Annotated in this window: 16 protein-coding genes and 1 riboswitch; of the genes, 8 read left to right on the top strand and 8 right to left on the bottom strand. The window is 63.0% G+C overall.

Going from position 1 to position 17,162, the window contains the following annotated elements:
* Positions 1 to 40: 40 nt before the first annotated feature.
* Positions 41 to 499, bottom strand: coding sequence for a c-type cytochrome (locus B2J77_RS01915; protein WP_058638929.1), 459 nt, complete (start codon positions 497 to 499; stop codon positions 41 to 43).
* Positions 500 to 617: 118 nt separating this feature from the next.
* On the opposite strand from B2J77_RS01915, the gene B2J77_RS01910 reads away from it, so the two are divergent.
* Positions 618 to 1,769 carry a murein transglycosylase A gene (locus B2J77_RS01910; protein WP_058638883.1) on the top strand — a complete coding sequence of 384 codons (1,152 nt, stop codon included), beginning with the start codon at positions 618 to 620 and terminating at the stop codon, positions 1,767 to 1,769.
* A 27-nt stretch (positions 1,770 to 1,796) separates the two neighbouring features.
* Here the strand turns inward: B2J77_RS01910 and B2J77_RS01905 are convergent, their stop codons facing one another.
* On the bottom strand, positions 1,797 to 2,183 hold the full coding sequence (locus B2J77_RS01905; protein ID WP_058638882.1) for an MAPEG family protein: 387 nt from the start codon (positions 2,181 to 2,183) through the stop codon (positions 1,797 to 1,799).
* Positions 2,184 to 2,210: 27 nt separating this feature from the next.
* Positions 2,211 to 3,044 carry a DMT family transporter gene (locus tag B2J77_RS01900; RefSeq protein WP_078477875.1) on the bottom strand — a complete coding sequence of 278 codons (834 nt, stop codon included), beginning with the start codon at positions 3,042 to 3,044 and terminating at the stop codon, positions 2,211 to 2,213.
* A gap of 242 nt (positions 3,045 to 3,286) precedes the next feature.
* Between B2J77_RS01900 and B2J77_RS01895 the strand changes: the two genes are divergently transcribed.
* A complete protein-coding gene (locus B2J77_RS01895) occupies positions 3,287 to 4,522 on the top strand; it encodes a cation:proton antiporter (protein WP_058604046.1) in 1,236 nt (411 codons plus the stop codon).
* A 34-nt stretch (positions 4,523 to 4,556) separates the two neighbouring features.
* Here B2J77_RS01895 and B2J77_RS01890 read toward each other — a convergent pair whose 3' ends face one another.
* Complete coding sequence (locus tag B2J77_RS01890; RefSeq protein ID WP_023533000.1) at positions 4,557 to 4,958, bottom strand: acyl-CoA thioesterase; 402 nt, start codon at positions 4,956 to 4,958, stop codon at positions 4,557 to 4,559.
* Positions 4,959 to 5,136: 178 nt separating this feature from the next.
* Positions 5,137 to 5,233: riboswitch (S-adenosyl-L-homocysteine riboswitch) on the top strand.
* A gap of 20 nt (positions 5,234 to 5,253) precedes the next feature.
* On the opposite strand from B2J77_RS01890, the gene ahcY reads away from it, so the two are divergent.
* From ahcY to B2J77_RS01870, 4 genes are all read left to right on the top strand, one after another.
* Positions 5,254 to 6,663 carry an adenosylhomocysteinase gene (ahcY, locus tag B2J77_RS01885; RefSeq protein WP_027914022.1) on the top strand — a complete coding sequence of 470 codons (1,410 nt, stop codon included), beginning with the start codon at positions 5,254 to 5,256 and terminating at the stop codon, positions 6,661 to 6,663.
* 159 nt (positions 6,664 to 6,822) lie between these two features.
* Entirely contained in the window at positions 6,823 to 7,668 is an 846-nt protein-coding gene (gene metF / locus B2J77_RS01880) for a methylenetetrahydrofolate reductase [NAD(P)H] (RefSeq protein WP_058638928.1), read from the top strand.
* A 133-nt stretch (positions 7,669 to 7,801) separates the two neighbouring features.
* Entirely contained in the window at positions 7,802 to 8,590 is a 789-nt protein-coding gene (locus B2J77_RS01875) for a substrate-binding periplasmic protein (protein WP_078477874.1), read from the top strand.
* 218 nt (positions 8,591 to 8,808) lie between these two features.
* Positions 8,809 to 10,689, top strand: coding sequence for a DEAD/DEAH box helicase (locus tag B2J77_RS01870; RefSeq protein WP_058638879.1), 1,881 nt, complete (start codon positions 8,809 to 8,811; stop codon positions 10,687 to 10,689).
* Between the two features lie 49 nt (positions 10,690 to 10,738).
* Here B2J77_RS01870 and B2J77_RS01865 read toward each other — a convergent pair whose 3' ends face one another.
* The 3 genes from B2J77_RS01865 to B2J77_RS01855 form a co-directional block, all read right to left on the bottom strand.
* On the bottom strand, positions 10,739 to 11,317 hold the full coding sequence (locus B2J77_RS01865; protein WP_058604050.1) for a YceI family protein: 579 nt from the start codon (positions 11,315 to 11,317) through the stop codon (positions 10,739 to 10,741).
* A 34-nt stretch (positions 11,318 to 11,351) separates the two neighbouring features.
* Complete coding sequence (locus B2J77_RS01860) at positions 11,352 to 11,903, bottom strand: cytochrome b (RefSeq protein ID WP_078477873.1); 552 nt, start codon at positions 11,901 to 11,903, stop codon at positions 11,352 to 11,354.
* 243 nt (positions 11,904 to 12,146) lie between these two features.
* On the bottom strand, positions 12,147 to 14,063 hold the full coding sequence (locus tag B2J77_RS01855) for an FAD-dependent oxidoreductase (RefSeq protein WP_058638877.1): 1,917 nt from the start codon (positions 14,061 to 14,063) through the stop codon (positions 12,147 to 12,149).
* Between the two features lie 206 nt (positions 14,064 to 14,269).
* Here B2J77_RS01855 and B2J77_RS01850 point away from each other — a divergent pair, with 206 nt between their 5' ends.
* On the top strand, positions 14,270 to 15,676 hold the full coding sequence (locus B2J77_RS01850; protein ID WP_058638876.1) for an adenosylmethionine--8-amino-7-oxononanoate transaminase: 1,407 nt from the start codon (positions 14,270 to 14,272) through the stop codon (positions 15,674 to 15,676).
* Between the two features lie 102 nt (positions 15,677 to 15,778).
* A complete protein-coding gene (locus B2J77_RS01845) occupies positions 15,779 to 16,498 on the top strand; it encodes a 16S rRNA (uracil(1498)-N(3))-methyltransferase (protein ID WP_058638875.1) in 720 nt (239 codons plus the stop codon).
* A gap of 41 nt (positions 16,499 to 16,539) precedes the next feature.
* On the opposite strand, the gene trhA is transcribed toward B2J77_RS01845, so the two are convergent.
* A complete protein-coding gene (gene trhA, locus B2J77_RS01840) occupies positions 16,540 to 17,157 on the bottom strand; it encodes a PAQR family membrane homeostasis protein TrhA (protein WP_078477872.1) in 618 nt (205 codons plus the stop codon).
* Positions 17,158 to 17,162 lie beyond the last annotated feature (5 nt).

The following is a 17,162-nucleotide window of genomic DNA, read 5'->3' as shown; positions in this document are numbered from 1 at the left end:
CTGAGGCGGCGCACGGGCCAGCCGCCGCCCGCCTCGCCATTCAATGGTTACGAAATTCGCTATGGCACGCTCGGCATGCGCCTTCGACTTTGTCCATGGGCGCCTTCAATTGCGCAGCGTCCAGCGATGGCTGGCGCGTCGCTTGTACGAGCTCGCCAGTGGCTGCCTCCAATTGCCGGGCCAGGTCCTGAAAGCGCGCCTGCCGTTGCCACACCTCAGGGCGGGCTGCGCTGCTGTCGCCTTCACGCACCTGCGTAAAGTGCTGCCAGGGTTGGTGAGACAGCGTATCCAGTGTCTGCGCCCCTTGGGCGAAGCGGCCGGCGTCGAACGGCAGTCGACCACGCAACATGCCGCCCAGGTCCTCGCTTGTCGTGAGCATGTCCTTGAAGATGGCCTTGCGCTTACCCAGCGGCGAGTCGGGGTCAACGCCCCCGCACCCCGTCAGGCCACTGCCCAAGGTCAATACTGCAAGCACCACAACGCCCAACCGCTTAAACATCTCGCCTACCCATGCCTGGTAAAAAGGGCCGGCAGTATCGCTGGCAAAAGGCGAAAGACCAATAGCCACATAAAAAACAGGGGTGAACCGCGTGTTCGTCCATGACAGGAATACAACGATGAAGCATGCCTTGCGCCACCTGGCCTGGTCATTCCCGCTAATGGCGTTGCTGGCCGGCTGCGACAACGACCAGACGACAAAGCCCGAGCCCCACGCCATCGCGACCTACGCGCCTGTTGCCTGGAAAGACCTGCCCACGGTCAGCGACGAAGACATGCTCGCCGGTTTCTATGCCTGGCGCAGCGGCTGCGAAAAACTCACGCGCGACCCGGTCTGGGCCGCCACCTGTGAAGCCGCCGGGAGCCAGCCGGCAAGCGCTGCACAGGTGCGCACCTTTCTCGAGCAGAACCTCGAGGTCTACGGCCTGCGTTCGGCCGACAACAGTGCCAACGGCTTGATCACCGGCTATTACGAGCCTGTCTACCCCGGCAGCCTGACCCCATCTGCCACCTATCATGTGGCGGTCTACGGCCCTCCCGAAGACATGATCACGGTGGACCTGGCCAGCGTGTACCCGGAACTCAAGGGCAAGCGCCTGCGCGGTCGCCTCGAAGGGCGCGTGCTCAAGCCCTACGACACCGCAGAGGTGATCAACCGCAACGGCGCCAAGGCACCGGTACTGGCCTGGCTGACCGACCCGATGGACTTGCAGTTCCTGCAAATCCAGGGCTCTGGCCGTGTTCAACTGGAGGGCGGGCGCCAGCTGCGCCTGGGTTACGCCGACCAGAACGGTCATCCGTATCGTCCCATTGGCCGCTGGTTGGTCGAGCAAGGGCAGCTGAAAAAAGAAGACGTGAGCATGGGCGCCATTCATGCGTGGGCCCAGGCCAACCCTTCACGGGTGCCTGAATTGCTGGCCAGCAACCCCAGCTACGTGTTCTTCAGCCCACGCCCCGACAGCAACGAGGGGCCACGTGGTTCGCTCAACGTTCCGCTGACGGCGGGCTACAGTGTGGCCATTGACCGCAAAGTCATCCCGCTTGGCAGTCTGCTGTGGCTATCGACCACACGCCCGGACGGCAGCCCCGTCGTGCGCCCGGTCGCAGCCCAGGACACCGGAGGCGCCATTGCAGGCGAGGTGCGCGCCGACCTGTTCTGGGGGACCGGCCAGGCAGCCGGAGACCTGGCCGGGAACATGAAGCAGCAGGGCCAGATCTGGATGCTGTGGCCCAAGGGCCAACCGCTGCCTGAGGTGCCCAAGGTCCCGTGACCAGGGCCTTGGCATCGGGCGATGGGGTCAGGCCGAGACCACGAAGAACGCCACGATGATCGCAAGGCCGGCGAACCAGACCAACGAGCGCAGTACCGCCCAGTCGGCGAGGTAGCAGATGATGTAAAGCAGTCGGCTGGTGATGTACATCACCCCCAGCACATCCTGGGTCACCTGTTCGGCATTGCCGACGATGTCTGCCACCAGCACGGCGGCGGCGAATGCCGGAAAGGCTTCGTACCCGTTCTGCTGGGCTGAGTGCGCGCGGCGCGGCAGCCCGGACAGGGTATCGAGGAAGGCGCGCGGGTCATGGTTGTGCTTCAAGCCGAACCGGCCGCTCGCCAGCTTGGCGATCAGCGCACAAAGCGGCGGCAGGATCATTGCGATCAGGATGCACCACAGGGCAACGGTCATGGACAGGGTTCCTCGTTCGTCAGTCGGTCAGAGCTTCATTACCAGCATACCTGCCAGTACCAGCCCGCAAGCTAGGAGTCTTGGCCCGCCGAAAGGTTCTTTGAGGTAGCGCATCCCCAGCAACACCACCAGGATCACGCTCAGCTCGCGCAGCGCCGCTGCCTCGGCCACCGACCCCAGGTGCATCGCCCAGAGCACCAGGGCATAACTGAACAGCACGCACAGCCCAACGGCCAGGCCCAGCCGCCACTGGGTTTTCCAGAACAGCACGAACGGGGCCCGGCGCGCCACCACGGCCAGCGCGGGGAATTGCCAGGCGCTGAGCAACGTCAGCCACACCAGGTAGTCCCAGGGCTTGCCCCACTCGCGCACGGCCTGACCGTCAAACCAGGTATAGCACCCGATGCACAGCCCGATCAGGGCCACTACCGGCAACATCGACCAGGGCAGCCGGCCCCCGCCACCGCCCTGCCACAACAGGCAGGCCATGCCACAGGGAATCAGCAGAATGCCGATGATTTGTTGCTGGCTCAGAGGTTCTCCGGCGAACACCAGGGTTAGCGCCAGCACGACCAGGGGCGACAGCCCACGCATCAGCGGATAGACCAGGCCCAAATCACCCACGCGGTAAGCCTTGATCAGCAGCCAGCGATACAGCTGCTCGGCAAACGCCGAAGCCAGCAACCAGGGCCAGATACCGGCAGGCGGGATGTCCACGAAGGCCACCGCAGGCACCACCAGCGCCAGGGCCACCGTGTCCATGCTCGCAATGACCAGCAGGCGCTCGCCGCTGAATTTGATCAAGGTGTTCCAGGTGGCATGAAGCAAGGCAGCGATCAGCACCAGAGACGTGGCCAACACGCGGTGGGTCCTCAATGGGTTACCGGACGCAGACTATAAGCCCTGGCCAGGTGAACGCGTCAATCACAAGGCGGCCTTGCGTCCCTGTGTTGCAGCCCGCCCACCGCCTTTAGCAGGGCTCGAACGGGAACGTTTACGGCAAATTCGGTCAAACCCTGTGCCCCGAACCCCTCGTCAGGTCATCAAAGAGCTGCCCGAGTCATTCGGGTGACGACTTGGAAGCCACTGTTACAGGAATCGGGATGCTTGAATTAGTTGCCGCGTTTATCTGCCTCACCACCCTGCTCACGTATGTGAACTATCGATTCATCGGCCTGCCCCCTGCGATCGGCGTGATGGTCACGGCCTTGCTGTTTTCGCTCATGCTGCAGGCATTGAGCCTGATCGGCTTTCCGGGCCTGGAAGCCCGCGTCGAAGCCCTGATGAACCAGATCGACTTCAATGACCTGCTGATGCACTGGATGCTGGCGTTCCTGCTGTTCGCCGGTGCCTTGCACGTGAACTTGTCCGACCTGCGCAGCTACCGCTGGCCCATCGGCCTGCTGGCCACCGTGGGCGTGCTGATCGCCACCGTGGTCATCGGCTACCTGTCGCACTGGGTGTTCGCGATGTTCGGCTGGCAGGTGCCGCTGATCTACTGCCTGCTGTTCGGCGCGCTTATCTCCCCGACCGACCCGATTGCAGTGTTGGGCGCCCTGCGTACGGCCAACGCTCCAAAACCCCTGAAGACCACCATCGTCGGCGAGTCGCTGTTCAACGACGGTACTGCCGTTGTGGTCTTCACCGTGCTGCTGGGCATCATCCAGCTCGGTGAAACCCCGAGCATCGCCGACACCGCGCTGCTGTTCGCTCGCGAAGCCATCGGCGGTGTGCTGTTCGGCGGTGTGATCGGCTACGCCACCTACCGCATGATCAAGAGCGTGGAGCAGTATCAGGTCGAGGTCATGCTGACCCTGGCACTGGTGATCGGTGGCTCGGCGATGTGCTACGAGCTGCACGTCTCGGCCCCCATCGCGATGGTGGTGGCGGGCCTGATCATCGGCAACCTAGGCCGCAACCTGGCGATGAACGACATGACCCGTCGCTACATGGACGGTTTCTGGGAGTTGATCGACGACATGCTCAACGCGCTGCTGTTCGCGTTGATCGGCCTCGAACTGCTGTTGCTACCGTTCAACTGGCTGCACATGGCCGCCGGCAGTGTACTGGCGCTGGCCGTGCTGCTGTCGCGCCTGCTGACCGTGGCGCCGGCCATCGTGTTGCTGCGGCGTTGGCGTGCGGTGCCCAAGGGCACGGTGCGGGTGCTGACCTGGGGTGGCCTGCGGGGTGGGGTATCGGTAGCCCTGGCGCTGTCGTTGCCATTGGGTGAAGAGCGTGACCTGCTGCTGTCGATCACCTACATCGTGGTGCTGTCCTCGATCCTGGTCCAGGGCCTGAGCATCGGCAAGGTGGTGCGCAGGGTCAGCGCACAACCCTGAAAGAAGCGGGGCTGCACCCAGCAGCCCCAGACCGTCACTCCACGGCAGAATCGGGGAACTGGTCCTGCACGTACTTGATCTCGGTACGCCCGTGCGGTGCAGGCAGACCGTCCTCGCCCAGGTTCACGAAGACCATGCGTTCGACGGTCAGGATGCTCTTGCGCGTGATCTTGTTGCGCACTTCGCAGCGCAGCGTGATCGAGGTGCGGCCGAACTCGGTGGCCGTGATGCCCAGCTCGATGATGTCGCCTTTGCGCGAGGCACTGACGAAGTTGATTTCCGACATGTACTTGGTCACCACGCGCTGGTTGCCCAGCTGCACGATGGCATAGATGGCCGCTTCCTCGTCGATCCAGCGCAGCAGGCTGCCACCGAACAGCGTGCCGTTGGGGTTGAGGTCTTCGGGTTTAACCCACTTGCGGGTATGGAAGTTCATCGGGACTCCTGAGCATCCTGGCTTGCGTAAAACGATGATGGCAGAGCGGCCAGCGTCACTCCACCCAACATCGACTATCGTCTCGATTAATCGACAGAAAACCTTGGGGATGGTGCCGCACCCGGCTATAATCGTGGCCGTTTTACATGGCCGTCCACAGCGGCGCCATGCCCGCCACCTGTCCGAGGGGCGCTGCAGCAGGCTCGACCTGTCAGGCTCGGATGGGGCGTTGTCCGCTCCCGCGGACGCTCAACGCACAACGGCGCCCATTCGCACACTACGAATGGAGGCTCTGATGAGCGCTGCAAACATGCCTGCTGGTTTTACCGATTTCAAAGTTGCCGACATCTCTCTGGCCGCCTGGGGCCGTCGCGAAACCATCATCGCCGAATCGGAAATGCCTGCGCTGATGGGCCTGCGCCGCAAGTACCAGGCCGAGCAACCGCTCAAGGGTGCCAAGATCCTGGGCTGCATCCACATGACCATCCAGACTGCCGTGCTGATCGAAACCCTGGTCGCCCTGGGTGCCGAAGTGCGCTGGTCGTCGTGCAACATCTTCTCCACCCAGGACCAGGCCGCCGCCTCCATTGCAGCCGCCGGTATCCCGGTCTTCGCCTGGAAGGGTGAAACCGAGCAGGAATACGAATGGTGCCTGGAACAGACCATCCTCAAGGACGGCCAGCCCTGGGATGCCAACATGGTCCTGGATGACGGTGGCGACCTGACCGAGCTGCTGCACAAGAAGTACCCACAGGTGCTCGAGCGCGTCCACGGCGTGACCGAAGAAACCACCACCGGCGTGCACCGCCTGCTGGACATGCTGGCCAAGGGCGAGCTGAAGGTTCCGGCCATCAACGTCAACGACTCGGTCACCAAGAGCAAGAACGACAACAAGTACGGCTGCCGTCACAGCCTGAACGATGCCATCAAGCGCGGTACCGACCACCTGCTGTCGGGCAAGCAGGCCCTGGTGATCGGCTACGGTGACGTGGGCAAGGGCTCGGCTCAGTCGCTGCGTCAGGAAGGCATGATCGTCAAGGTCACCGAAGTCGACCCCATCTGCGCGATGCAGGCCTGCATGGACGGTTTCGAAGTGGTTTCGCCCTTCCTCGATGGCCTGAACGATGGCACCGAGGCCAGTGTCGACAAGGCGCTGCTGGGCAAGATCGACCTGATCGTCACCACCACCGGTAACGTCAACGTCTGCGACGCCAACATGCTCAAGGCCCTGAAAAAGCGTGCCGTTGTCTGCAACATCGGCCACTTCGACAACGAAATCGATACCGCTTTCATGCGCAAGAACTGGGCATGGGAAGAGGTCAAGCCGCAGGTGCACAAGATTCACCGCACTGGTGCTGGCAGCTTCGATCCTCAGAACGACGACTACCTGATCCTGCTGGCCGAAGGCCGCCTGGTCAACCTGGGCAATGCCACTGGCCACCCAAGCCGCATCATGGACGGCTCCTTCGCCAACCAGGTCCTGGCACAGATCTTCCTGTTCGAGCAGAAGTACGCCGACCTGTCGGCCGAGAAGAAAGCCGAGCGCCTGACGGTCGAAGTGCTGCCCAAGAAGCTCGACGAAGAAGTAGCCCTGGAAATGGTCCGCGGTTTTGGCGGCGTGGTTACCCAGTTGACCAAGCAGCAGGCCGACTACATCGGCGTAACCGTTGAAGGCCCGTTCAAGCCTGACGCTTACCGTTACTGATTGGCACACTTCAAGCGCCAGGCAGTGCCAGACCGTGGCATTGCCGCTTGGAGTACACGCCTGAAAGAAACGTGAACGATGCCAGGCCAGGTCGGCCATCACCGACCTGGCTTCTACTTGCAGCTTGCAGCTTTGGGCTTGCTGTTAGAGGAACGAGTGATGTCACAGGAACGCCGCTACAGTTTCGAGTTCTTCCCGACCAAAACCGACGCAGGTCATGAAAAGCTGATGGGCGTGGCGCGCCAGTTGGCCGCCTGCAACCCTGATTTCTTCTCCTGCACCTATGGCGCTGGTGGTTCCACCCGCGACCGCACGCTCAACACCGTGTTGCAACTGGAGAGCCAGGTGCAGGTGCCGGCTGCGCCCCACCTCTCGTGCGTGGGCGATACCAAGGCCGAGTTGCGCGCGCTGCTGGCCGAGTACAAGCAAGTCGGCATCAAGCGCATCGTCGCACTGCGCGGTGACTTGCCTTCGGGCATGGGCATGGCCAGTGGCGAGATGCGTTATGCCAGCGACCTGGTCGAGTTCATCCGTCAGGAAACGGGTGACCACTTCCACCTCGAAGTCGCCGCCTACCCCGAGATGCACCCGCAGGCACGCAACTTCGAAGCCGACCTGGCCAATTTCGCGCACAAGGTCAAGGCCGGTGCCGACAGCGCCATCACCCAGTACTTCTTCAACGCCGACAGCTACTTCTACTTCGTCGAGCGGGCCCAGAAGCTGGGCGTGGACATTCCAGTGGTGCCCGGCATCATGCCGATCACCAACTACAGCAAGCTGGCGCGTTTTTCCGACGCCTGTGGCGCCGAAATTCCACGCTGGATTCGCAAACAGCTCGAAGCCTATGCGGACGATACGGCCAGCATCCAGGCCTTCGGGGAAGAAGTCATCACCCGCATGTGCGAGGAGCTGCTGCAAGGCGGCGCACCGAGCCTGCACTTCTATACCTTGAACCAGGCAGAACCGAGCATGGCGATCTGGAACAACCTCCAACCCTCTCGTTGAAGCCTGATGGACCACGTGCTGGTTTCTGACCGGCGCCTGGTTCATTCGCACGTGTCGCAGGCCCCACCTGCGGCGCGCTGCTCCACCCAATCCGGCACTGGTCTTGACCTGGCCGAGCGCGTAATCTCCGGGCATGCCAATCTCCGCCCGTCTGATCTGGATCCTGCTGCTCTTTTGCCTCAGCCCGTTCGCGCTGGGCGAGCGCTTGCGCCTGGTAAGCGATGACTGGGCACCCTATGTCTACGAGCAAAACGGTCAGCCGCGAGGCATCGACTACGAGGTCACGACCGAGGTGCTGCGTCGCCTGGGGTACGAGGTCCAATGGCAATTCATGCCCTTCAAACGTTGCCTGGCGATGATCGAGCAAGGGCAGGCCGACGGCATCATGGATGTCTTCCAGGTCGAGTCCCGCCATCCTTATTTGCTGTATGTCCCAGAACCCATGTCCACGGCCGAGTTGATCCTGTTCCAGACCAAGGCACGCCGGCATGAGGTTTCGAGCCTGGATGAGCTGGCCGGCCTGACCGTCGGCACCTCGCCAGGCTACAACTACAGTGCGGCTTTCAATGAGGCTGAGTTCTTCAAGCGCGAAGCGGCGCCGACCCATGAAGCGAACTTCGGCAAGCTGGCGCTGGGGCGCATAGACCTAGCGATCACCGACCGTAGGGTCGGCCTGCATGTCATCCGGCTCATGGGCCTGGAGCAACAGATCGAGGCCTTGCCGCTTGTCGTCAGTCGTCAGCCCCAATACCTGGGCCTGGCCCGCAAGCCCGGGCGCGAGGCACTGGCCCAGGCCTTTGCCGAGGAACTGCGACGCTTCAAGCAGGAACCGGCCTATGCGGCCATCATGGACCATTACACACACGACCCTGAGACCGTTGCGAACGCCGTTGAGCAGCAGGAAAGCAGCACAGCGCGCTAGCTCTGTTATACTCGGGCCTTCCCGCCCGGCTCACGCCCGGACGCTCGGCCTCGCAACAGGCATCCCGATCGGCATCGACGCACTCAGGCGTCAGCCCTCCGTTTCCCGGATGTGCAGTGAACGCCCAGCTGGACCGGACGCGATCGCATCTTGCCGATGCCAGTCGCGCCAGGCAGAACATCCCTACGGGCCCAGCCCACACGAGAACAGGATTGCCCATGTCCTTTGCTTCCCTCGGTCTCTCCGAGGCTCTTGTCCGCGCCATTGAAGCCGCGGGCTATACCCAGCCGACCCCCGTGCAACAGCGGGCAATTCCCGCCGTGTTGCAAGGCCGCGACCTGATGGTCGCCGCACAAACCGGTACCGGTAAGACCGGCGGCTTCGCCCTGCCGATTCTCGAACGTCTGTTCCCGGCCGGTCACCCTGACAAATCCCAGCGCCATGGCCCACGCCAGCCACGCGTCCTGGTACTGACCCCGACCCGCGAACTCGCAGCCCAGGTGCACGACAGCTTCAAGCTGTACGCCCGCGACCTGCCGCTGGTCAGTGCGTGCGTCTTCGGCGGCGTCGGCATGAACCCGCAGGTGCAGGCCATTGCCAAGGGCGTCGACGTCCTGGTTGCCTGCCCTGGCCGCCTGCTCGATCTGGCCGGTCAAGGCAAGGTTGACCTGGCCCATGTAGAAATTCTGGTCCTGGATGAAGCTGACCGCATGCTCGACATGGGCTTCATCCACGACGTCAAGAAAGTGCTGGCCCGCCTGCCGGCCAAACGCCAGAACCTGCTGTTCTCGGCCACGTTCTCCAAAGACATCACCGACCTTGCCGACAAGCTCCTGCACAACCCGGAGCGCATCGAGGTCACCCCGCCCAACACCACCGTCGAGCGCATCGAGCAGCGTGTCTACCGCCTGCCGGCCAGCCACAAGCGTGCTCTGTTGGCGCACCTGATCACCCTGGGTGCGTGGGAGCAAGTGCTGGTCTTCACCCGCACCAAGCACGGCGCCAACCGCCTGGCCGAGTATCTGGAAAAGCACGGCCTGACTGCCGCCGCCATCCACGGCAACAAGAGCCAGAACGCGCGCACCAAGGCCCTGGCTGATTTCAAGGCCAACAACATTCGCGTTCTGGTCGCCACCGACATCGCCGCTCGCGGGCTGGACATCGACCAACTGCCCCACGTCGTCAACTTCGAGCTGCCCAACGTCGAAGAAGACTACGTGCACCGCATTGGCCGTACTGGCCGCGCCGGTCGCTCGGGCGAGGCCATCTCCCTGGTGGCACCTGACGAGGAAAAACTGCTCAAGAGCATCGAGCGCGTGACCCGTCAGAAAATCGCGGACGGCGACCTGATGGGCTTCGATGCCAGCCAGGTCGAGGCCGAGAAGCCCGAAGTACGCGAACGCCAGCAAACCAATGGCCGCGGCGGTCGTGGTCAGCAGGCCCGTGGCGAGGGTGGCAAAGACGCCAACGGTGGCCGCAAGGACAAGGGCAAGGACAAGGGCAAGACCCGCCAGCAGGCTGCGGACAAACCCGCTGACAAGGAAAAGGCCGGCGACAGGCAGCAACAGCCGCGCAAGCCACGTGACAAAAAGCCTCGTCAGCAACAGGCCAGTAACGCTACCCCTCCGGTCATGCAGCCCAACCGCGACCCGGAAGAGTTTCTGGATGACGATGTAGACAACTTCGGTAACCGTGCCGACTACGTAAGCCCCTACCAGAATGGCAAGGCACAGGGCCGCAACCGTCGTCCAGCCGGTAATGGCGGTCAACCGCAAGGGGGTACGCCGCGTACCAATGCCGGTGGTCAAGGCCGCAACAACGGTCAACCCCGTACTGGCGGTGGCGAAAAACGCCCGCCTCGCGGCAATAATGGCGGCGCTGCCCGCCGTGACGGCGGCGCACGTGGTGGTCGTCCACCGCGTGACGCCGCCGCCCGCCTGGAACCGGCCGTGGGTAACACGCGCCAGCCCCAGCATCAGCCTGTGATCATCCGCAAGGAATCCAAGCTGGACCGTTATCCGACTCCCGAGCAACTGGACGATCTGCCAAGCCGTCCGCGGGGCGAACGCCCGGCACTGCTGACCCGCAAGGGGTCGTAAACGAAAACGGGGCCGCTAGCGGCCCCGTTTTTCATTCGGCTGGCGTTTATTACTTCTGCTTCACGCCCTCGACGCTGATGTCCAGATCCAGCGTTTGCGAGGTTGGACCTGGGCCTTTGATGCCGAAGTCGTTCAGGTTCAAGGTGGTGGTGGCGTTGAAGCCAGCGCGCTCACCGCCCCACGGGTCCTTGCCCTCACCATTGAAGGTAGCCTTGAACGTCACCGGCTTGGTCACGCCGTGCAGGGTCAGGTCACCGGTCACGTCAGCGGTCTTGTCACCCGTGGACTTGACGCTGGTGGATACGAACTTGGCATCCGGGTACTTCTTCACGTCCAGGAAGTCGGCGCTGGCAATGTGCTTGTCACGCTCGGCGTGGTTCGACCACAGGCTGGCGGTTTTTAGGTCGACGCTGATCTTGCTGGCTTCAGGCTTGGCACTGTCCCAAGTGAAGTTACCGTCAAAGTCCTTGAACGTACCGTGAATGAAGCTGTAGCCCAGGTGGCTGATCTTCCAGTCCACGAAAGCGTGCTGGCCTTCCTTGTCGATCTTGTACTCGGCTGCCATGGCCTGGCCAGCGGAGAACAGAGCAGTACCGAGCGCCAGAGCGGCAAAAGTCTTTTTCAACATCGTTACTTCCTTCCTTTGCGATTGAGGTTGAGCGTCAAGCTTTGCGGCCCAGCATGCGCATGAGGGTCGCGTCATGGTCGATGAAATGGTGCTTGAGTGCGGCCAGGGCGTGCAACCCCGCAAAAACCACCACACCCCACGCCAGCCACAGGTGAATGACACCAGCCAGGTCCGCCTGGTCTGGCAGATTGCTGACCAGGGCGGGCACCTCGAACAGGCCAAACACCGGAATACCTACGCCGTCGGCGGTGGATATCAGGTAACCGGCGATCATTACGGCGAACAATCCCAGGTACAGCGCCAGATGCCCCAGCTTGGCACCCAAGCGGGTGAGCGGGCCATAACTGGCCAGTGCCGGCGGTGGGGGGCTCACAAAGCGCCACAGCACGCGCAACAGCATCACCGCCAGCAGCACCAGACCGATGCTTTTATGCAGGTCCGGGCCGGCCTTGCGCCATGGGTCATAGTAGTCGAGCCCGACCATCCACAGCCCGAGGCCGAAAAGGCTGAAGACGGTCAGCGCCACGCCCCAGTGCATGAAGATGCTGACAGCGCCGTAGCGTGAAGATGAATTGCGCACTTGCATGTTGGCGTTCTTCCCCGTGAAAGCTATGCAAAGACTAGCGTCAAACGTATCGAATAAAAGCGGAAAAACTTGCTTTGGATTATCGACAAATCCGATAGCAAGTTTCGCTACGGCCTATTAAGGAAACGTTAACGCCGATAACGGGCAGCGAGTGCTTCGAGCAACGCGCATGACACAGGGCTCAGTCAAGTGGCTGAGCCCTTCTGACAGGCCTGCCGGGCAGTGCCCGACAGACCTGCAGTATCAGCTCGCCTTGGCCTGGCTATCGGTTGCAGGCTTCTTGGCTGGCGCCGGCTTGGTAGCAGCTTTTTTGCTGTCGGCAGGCTTGTGCGCTGGCTTGTGCACCGGTTTGGCCGCTGGCTTGTGGGCCGGCGCCTGCTTGACCGGGGCAGCCTTGGTGGTTGCCGCCTTGGTGGGCGCTGCCTTGACGACGGGCGCCGGGCTGGCCGGTGCCTGTGCCGGGGCTTGCGCCGCCGGTTGCGCCGCCGGTTGCGCTGCGGGTGGCGCCACAGGGGCTACTTCAGCTGCCTTGGCCGCCGGTTGAGGCGCTGGCGCCGGGGTTTCCTTGGCACCGAACAGGCGAGCGAAGAAGCCTGGTTTTTTCTGGCCCGTCGCATCGGCCGATTGGGTCTCAGGCTTGGCCGGCGCTTGGTCGACTGCCTTGTCCTTGTCGGACGCGCCGCCGCCGAACAGGTTGGTGAAGAAATTGCCCTTGCTCTTGGCCGCTGCCGCGCCTGCAGCGGCGGTCGCTGCCACTGGCACGGCCTTGACCGGGTCGAACGACTTGCCGGCCAGCAGGTCCTGCACTTGGCCGGCAGCCCGTTGACCGCTGCGCAGTGCGCCTTCAAGGGTGCCTGGGTACAAGGCATCGGTGTGCTCACCGGCAAAGGCGATGCGTTGTACCGGGCGCTCCCAAAGGCGCCAGTACTTGCTGATCTGGCCAGGTCCATAGGCCAGGTAGGCACCCCCAGTGCCGGCATCGGCGCTGTAGCGCTTGACTTCATAACCGGTGAAAGCGCCACGGGCCTGAGGGTAGAAGGTATGCAGGCGAATGAGCACCTGGTCGACCATCTGCTTGTCACCAAAGGCCTGCAGCAGGCGGGCGTTGTCGCCGGAAAGGTTGATCACCACGTTGGCACCGCCCTTGAGGGCCGGTTCGATCCACAACATGCCAAGGCCCGTATTGCTGAAGATCTCACCCGACATACGCGCCCGACTTTCCCAGACCGGTTTCTTGAACTTGAGCATCACCTGGTCGCGCCAACCGTAGTTGGTGCCCTTGAGCGCCGCCACATGCTGGTTATCCAGGCCAGGCGTCATCTGGATCTTGGCCAGTGCACGCAGGGGCACGGCCATCACCACGTAATCGGCGCGGTAACCCACGCTGCCGACTTTCACGGTAACGCCGTCCTTGTCCTGAACGATTGCACTCACCGGCGAGCCGGTCTTGATGGTCTTCAGTTGCTTGACGAACGCCTGCGCCAGCACCGGGCTGCCGCCGGGCAGCCGCGCTGCACGCAGGTCACGGTCGCTCACGTCACGGTAGACGCGGTTCTGCTGGGCGAAATACAGCAGCGACAGGCGCGACGGTTCGTCGTAGCGGCTGCGGATCTGCTGGTTGACCAACTGACGGGCCGTGGCAGGTAACTGCAACTTGTCCAGCCAGGAGGACACGTTGATCTGGTCCAGAGCGAACAGGGTGCTGGTCGCCTGGGGGTTGAGCGGATCGTCGATCGAACGGGCCAGGTCGTCCAGGGTTTTCTCGTAGCGCTTGAGAGCTTCGGCCGTGGCCGGCTGCTTGAGGGCCAGGTCTGCGGCACTGAAGTACTCGCCATCGATCAGGTACCCAGGGGTGCGCACGAATTCGGGCGCCGGCAGCGTGTCGAGCTTGAAGCGATCAACGTACTGGTTGAGTACCGGCTGCGCCTTGGTATTGCCGATCCATTCGCTGGTGGCCAGGCCCGAGCGGCCGCCCATGCCTGCCTTGGCTTCGAGCAGGGTCACCTGCCAGCCCTTGTTCTGCAGCTCATAGGCTGCGGTAAGGCCCGCCATGCCGCCGCCCACGACGATTGCCGTGGGCGTCTTGTCACTCGCCAGCGCGGCACCGCTGGAAACACCAATCAATACCAACGCGCACAGGCGCACCCAAGCAGCAGCCATGTTGGCGAACTCCGAGTCAAAGGTTGCAGAAAAACAGAGAGAGGCGGGATGCCCCGAGAGAGGCGGTAGAATACGTCACCGCTGCCAGGGCTGCCAGTGGAGTGACATCAAGTGGTCTGGCTAAATGACATTTTCTGGCGGGTTGTTCTCACCCGTGCCATTGCTTAGGCTTACGCCCCCACGCCGCCAAGCCAGGAGAAGTGCTCATGGGCCTCAATGATCAGTGGATGCAGCGCGACCTCAAGGTCCTCTGGCACCCCTGCACCCAGATGAAAGACCACGAGCAACTACCGCTGATACCGATCAAGCGCGGTGAAGGGGTGTGGCTCGAGGATTTCGAAGGCCGGCGCTACCTGGATGCTGTGAGCAGCTGGTGGGTAAACGTGTTCGGCCATGCCAACCCGCGTATCAATGAGCGCATCAAGGAGCAGGTCGACCAGCTTGAGCACGTGATTCTGGCAGGCTTCAGCCACCAGCCTGTCATCGAGCTGTCCGAACGCCTGGTGGCCATGACGCCAGCCGGGCTCGACCGGGTGTTCTACGCCGACAATGGCTCGTCCTGCATCGAAGTGGCGCTGAAGATGAGCTTTCACTACTGGCAGAACGTCGGCAAGCCGGACAAGAAGCGGTTCGTCACCCTGACCAACAGCTATCACGGGGAAACCATCGCCGCCATGTCCGTCGGTGACGTCCCGTTGTTCACCGAAACCTACAAGGCGTTGCTGCTCGACACCCTAAAAGTCCCGAGCCCCGATTGCTATCTGCGCCCGGAGGGCGTCAGCTGGGAGGCGCATTCACGCACCCTGTTCCAGGTCATGGAGCAGACCTTGGCCGAGCATCATGCCTCGATCAGCGCGGTCATCATCGAGCCGTTGATCCAGGGCGCCGGCGGCATGCGCATGTACCATCCGGTCTATCTCAAGCTCTTGCGCGAAGCCTGCGATCGCTACGACGTGCACCTGATCCATGACGAGATCGCGGTTGGCTTCGGTCGCACGGGCACCATGTTCGCCTGCGAGCAGGCAGGTATTCGCCCGGACTTCCTGTGCCTGTCCAAGGCCCTGACCGGGGGGTATCTGCCCCTGGCTGCCTGCCTGACCACCGACAAGGTGTACCAGGCGTTCTATGACGACTACCGCACGTTGCGCGCGTTCTTGCATTCGCACAGCTACACCGGCAACCCGCTGGCGTGCGCGGCCGCCTTGGCCACCCTCGACATCTTCGAGCAAGACAACGTGATCGAGGCCAACAAGGCGCTGGCTACGCGCATGGCCAGCGCCACTGCGCATCTGGCCGACCATGCCCACGTGGCCGAGATTCGCCAGACCGGCATGGTCCTGGCCATCGAAATGGTCCAGGACAAGGCCGGCAAGGTGCCCTACCCCTGGCAGGCGCGACGCGGCCTCAAAGTGTTCGAGCATGCCCTGACCCGTGGCGCGCTGCTGCGCCCGCTGGGCAGTGTGGTGTATTTCCTGCCACCGTATATCATCACGCCCGAACAGATCGACTTCCTGGCCGAAGTGGCCAGCGAAGGCATCGACATCGCCACCCGCGACAGCACCCGCGTGACGGTGCCCAGCACCTTCCACCCGGATTTTCGCGATCCGGGCTGATAGCGAGTCAAAGGCCATGCCTGCGACCGCGCCGGAACCTGCGCTGCATGCGTCATGCCGGCGTGGGCCTTCCGGTCGTCCTTACCTTTTCAGAGCTTACCCATGAGACTGTCCCGCTTCTTCATCGACGCCCCCCTGAGCCTTGGCGAACACGACCTGCCCGAGGCACAGGCCCACTACATCGGCCGCGTATTGCGCATGGCGGCGGGTGACCCCGTGCAGCTGTTCGACGGCAGCGGCCAGGAATACCGTGGGCAGTTGCTGGAGGTGGGCAAGAAAGCCGTGCGCGTGAGCCTGGACCAGGCATTCGCTGGCCAAGCCGACTCACCGCTGCAGGTGCACCTGGGCCAAGGGCTGTCGCGGGGCGAGCGTATGGACTGGGCCATCCAGAAAGCCACCGAGCTGGGCGCCAATGAGATCACCCCGATCGTCAGCGAGCGGTGCGAGGTGCGCCTGAAGGACGAGCGCGCCGACAAGCGCCTGGCCCACTGGCGGCAAGTGGCAATCAGCGCCTGCGAACAGTGTGGCCGCTCCAGCCTGCCGATCATCCACCCGCCCATCACCCTGGCTGAGTGGCTGGCCGCCACCCAGGCGCAGCTCAAGCTGGTGTTGCATCCGGTAGCCGAACCGCTGGTCAGCCATGCCAAACCGGCAAGCCTGGCGTTCCTGATTGGCCCAGAAGGCGGCTTGAGCGAACCCGAGGTCGAGCAGGCCAAGGCAGCGGGCTTTCATGCGGCGCGCCTGGGCCCGCGGGTATTGCGCACCGAAACCGCCCCCGTGGTGGCCCTTGCAGTGGCACAACAGCTCTGGGGTGATTTCTAAGCCTTCCCAGGCGCACGGGCGGTGCTCGCAGGCTGGGGTGATCAGCGCACGTAGTGCGACACCGCCACGAAATGCATCAGGCTGCCGGCAATCACGAACAAGTGCCAGATGCCATGCCAGTGACGAAAACGCCGGTCGAATGCGAAAAAGATGATGCCCACGGTGTAGAACACGCCCCCTGCGGCCAGCCAGGCAAAACCGGTGGTACCCAGCGCCTGCAGCAGCGGGTTGACCGCGACCAGCACGATCCAGCCCATCACGGCATAGATCACGATGGACAAGACCCGTGCTTCGGAGCGCGGCTTGATTTCCTGCAGCATGCCCAGTACTGCCAGCCCCCAGACGATGCCGAACAGGCTCCAGCCCCAAGGCCCGCGCAGGCTGATCAGGCAGAAGGGCGTGTAGCTGCCGGCGATCAGCAAATAGATAGAGAGGTGATCGAGCTTGCGCATGATCACCTTCGCCCGTCCGCGCGTGCTGTGATACAGCGTCGAAATGCTGTACAGCAGCAACAGCGTGCCGCCGTAGATGGAGAAACTGACGATCTTCCAGGGGTCCCCCTGCAAGGCGGCCCCGATGATCAGCCAGAGGGCACCGAGGCCTGCCAGCAACGCACCCACCAAGTGGGTCCAGGCATTGAAGCGTTCACCGTAATACATGCCCT

Source organism: Pseudomonas parafulva (assembly GCF_002021815.1).
In the GTDB taxonomy this organism is placed as follows: Bacteria; Pseudomonadota; Gammaproteobacteria; order Pseudomonadales; family Pseudomonadaceae; genus Aquipseudomonas; species Aquipseudomonas parafulva_B.
Note: the sequence above shows the minus strand (reverse complement) of the source record. Positions and strands in the feature narration are given on the sequence as shown.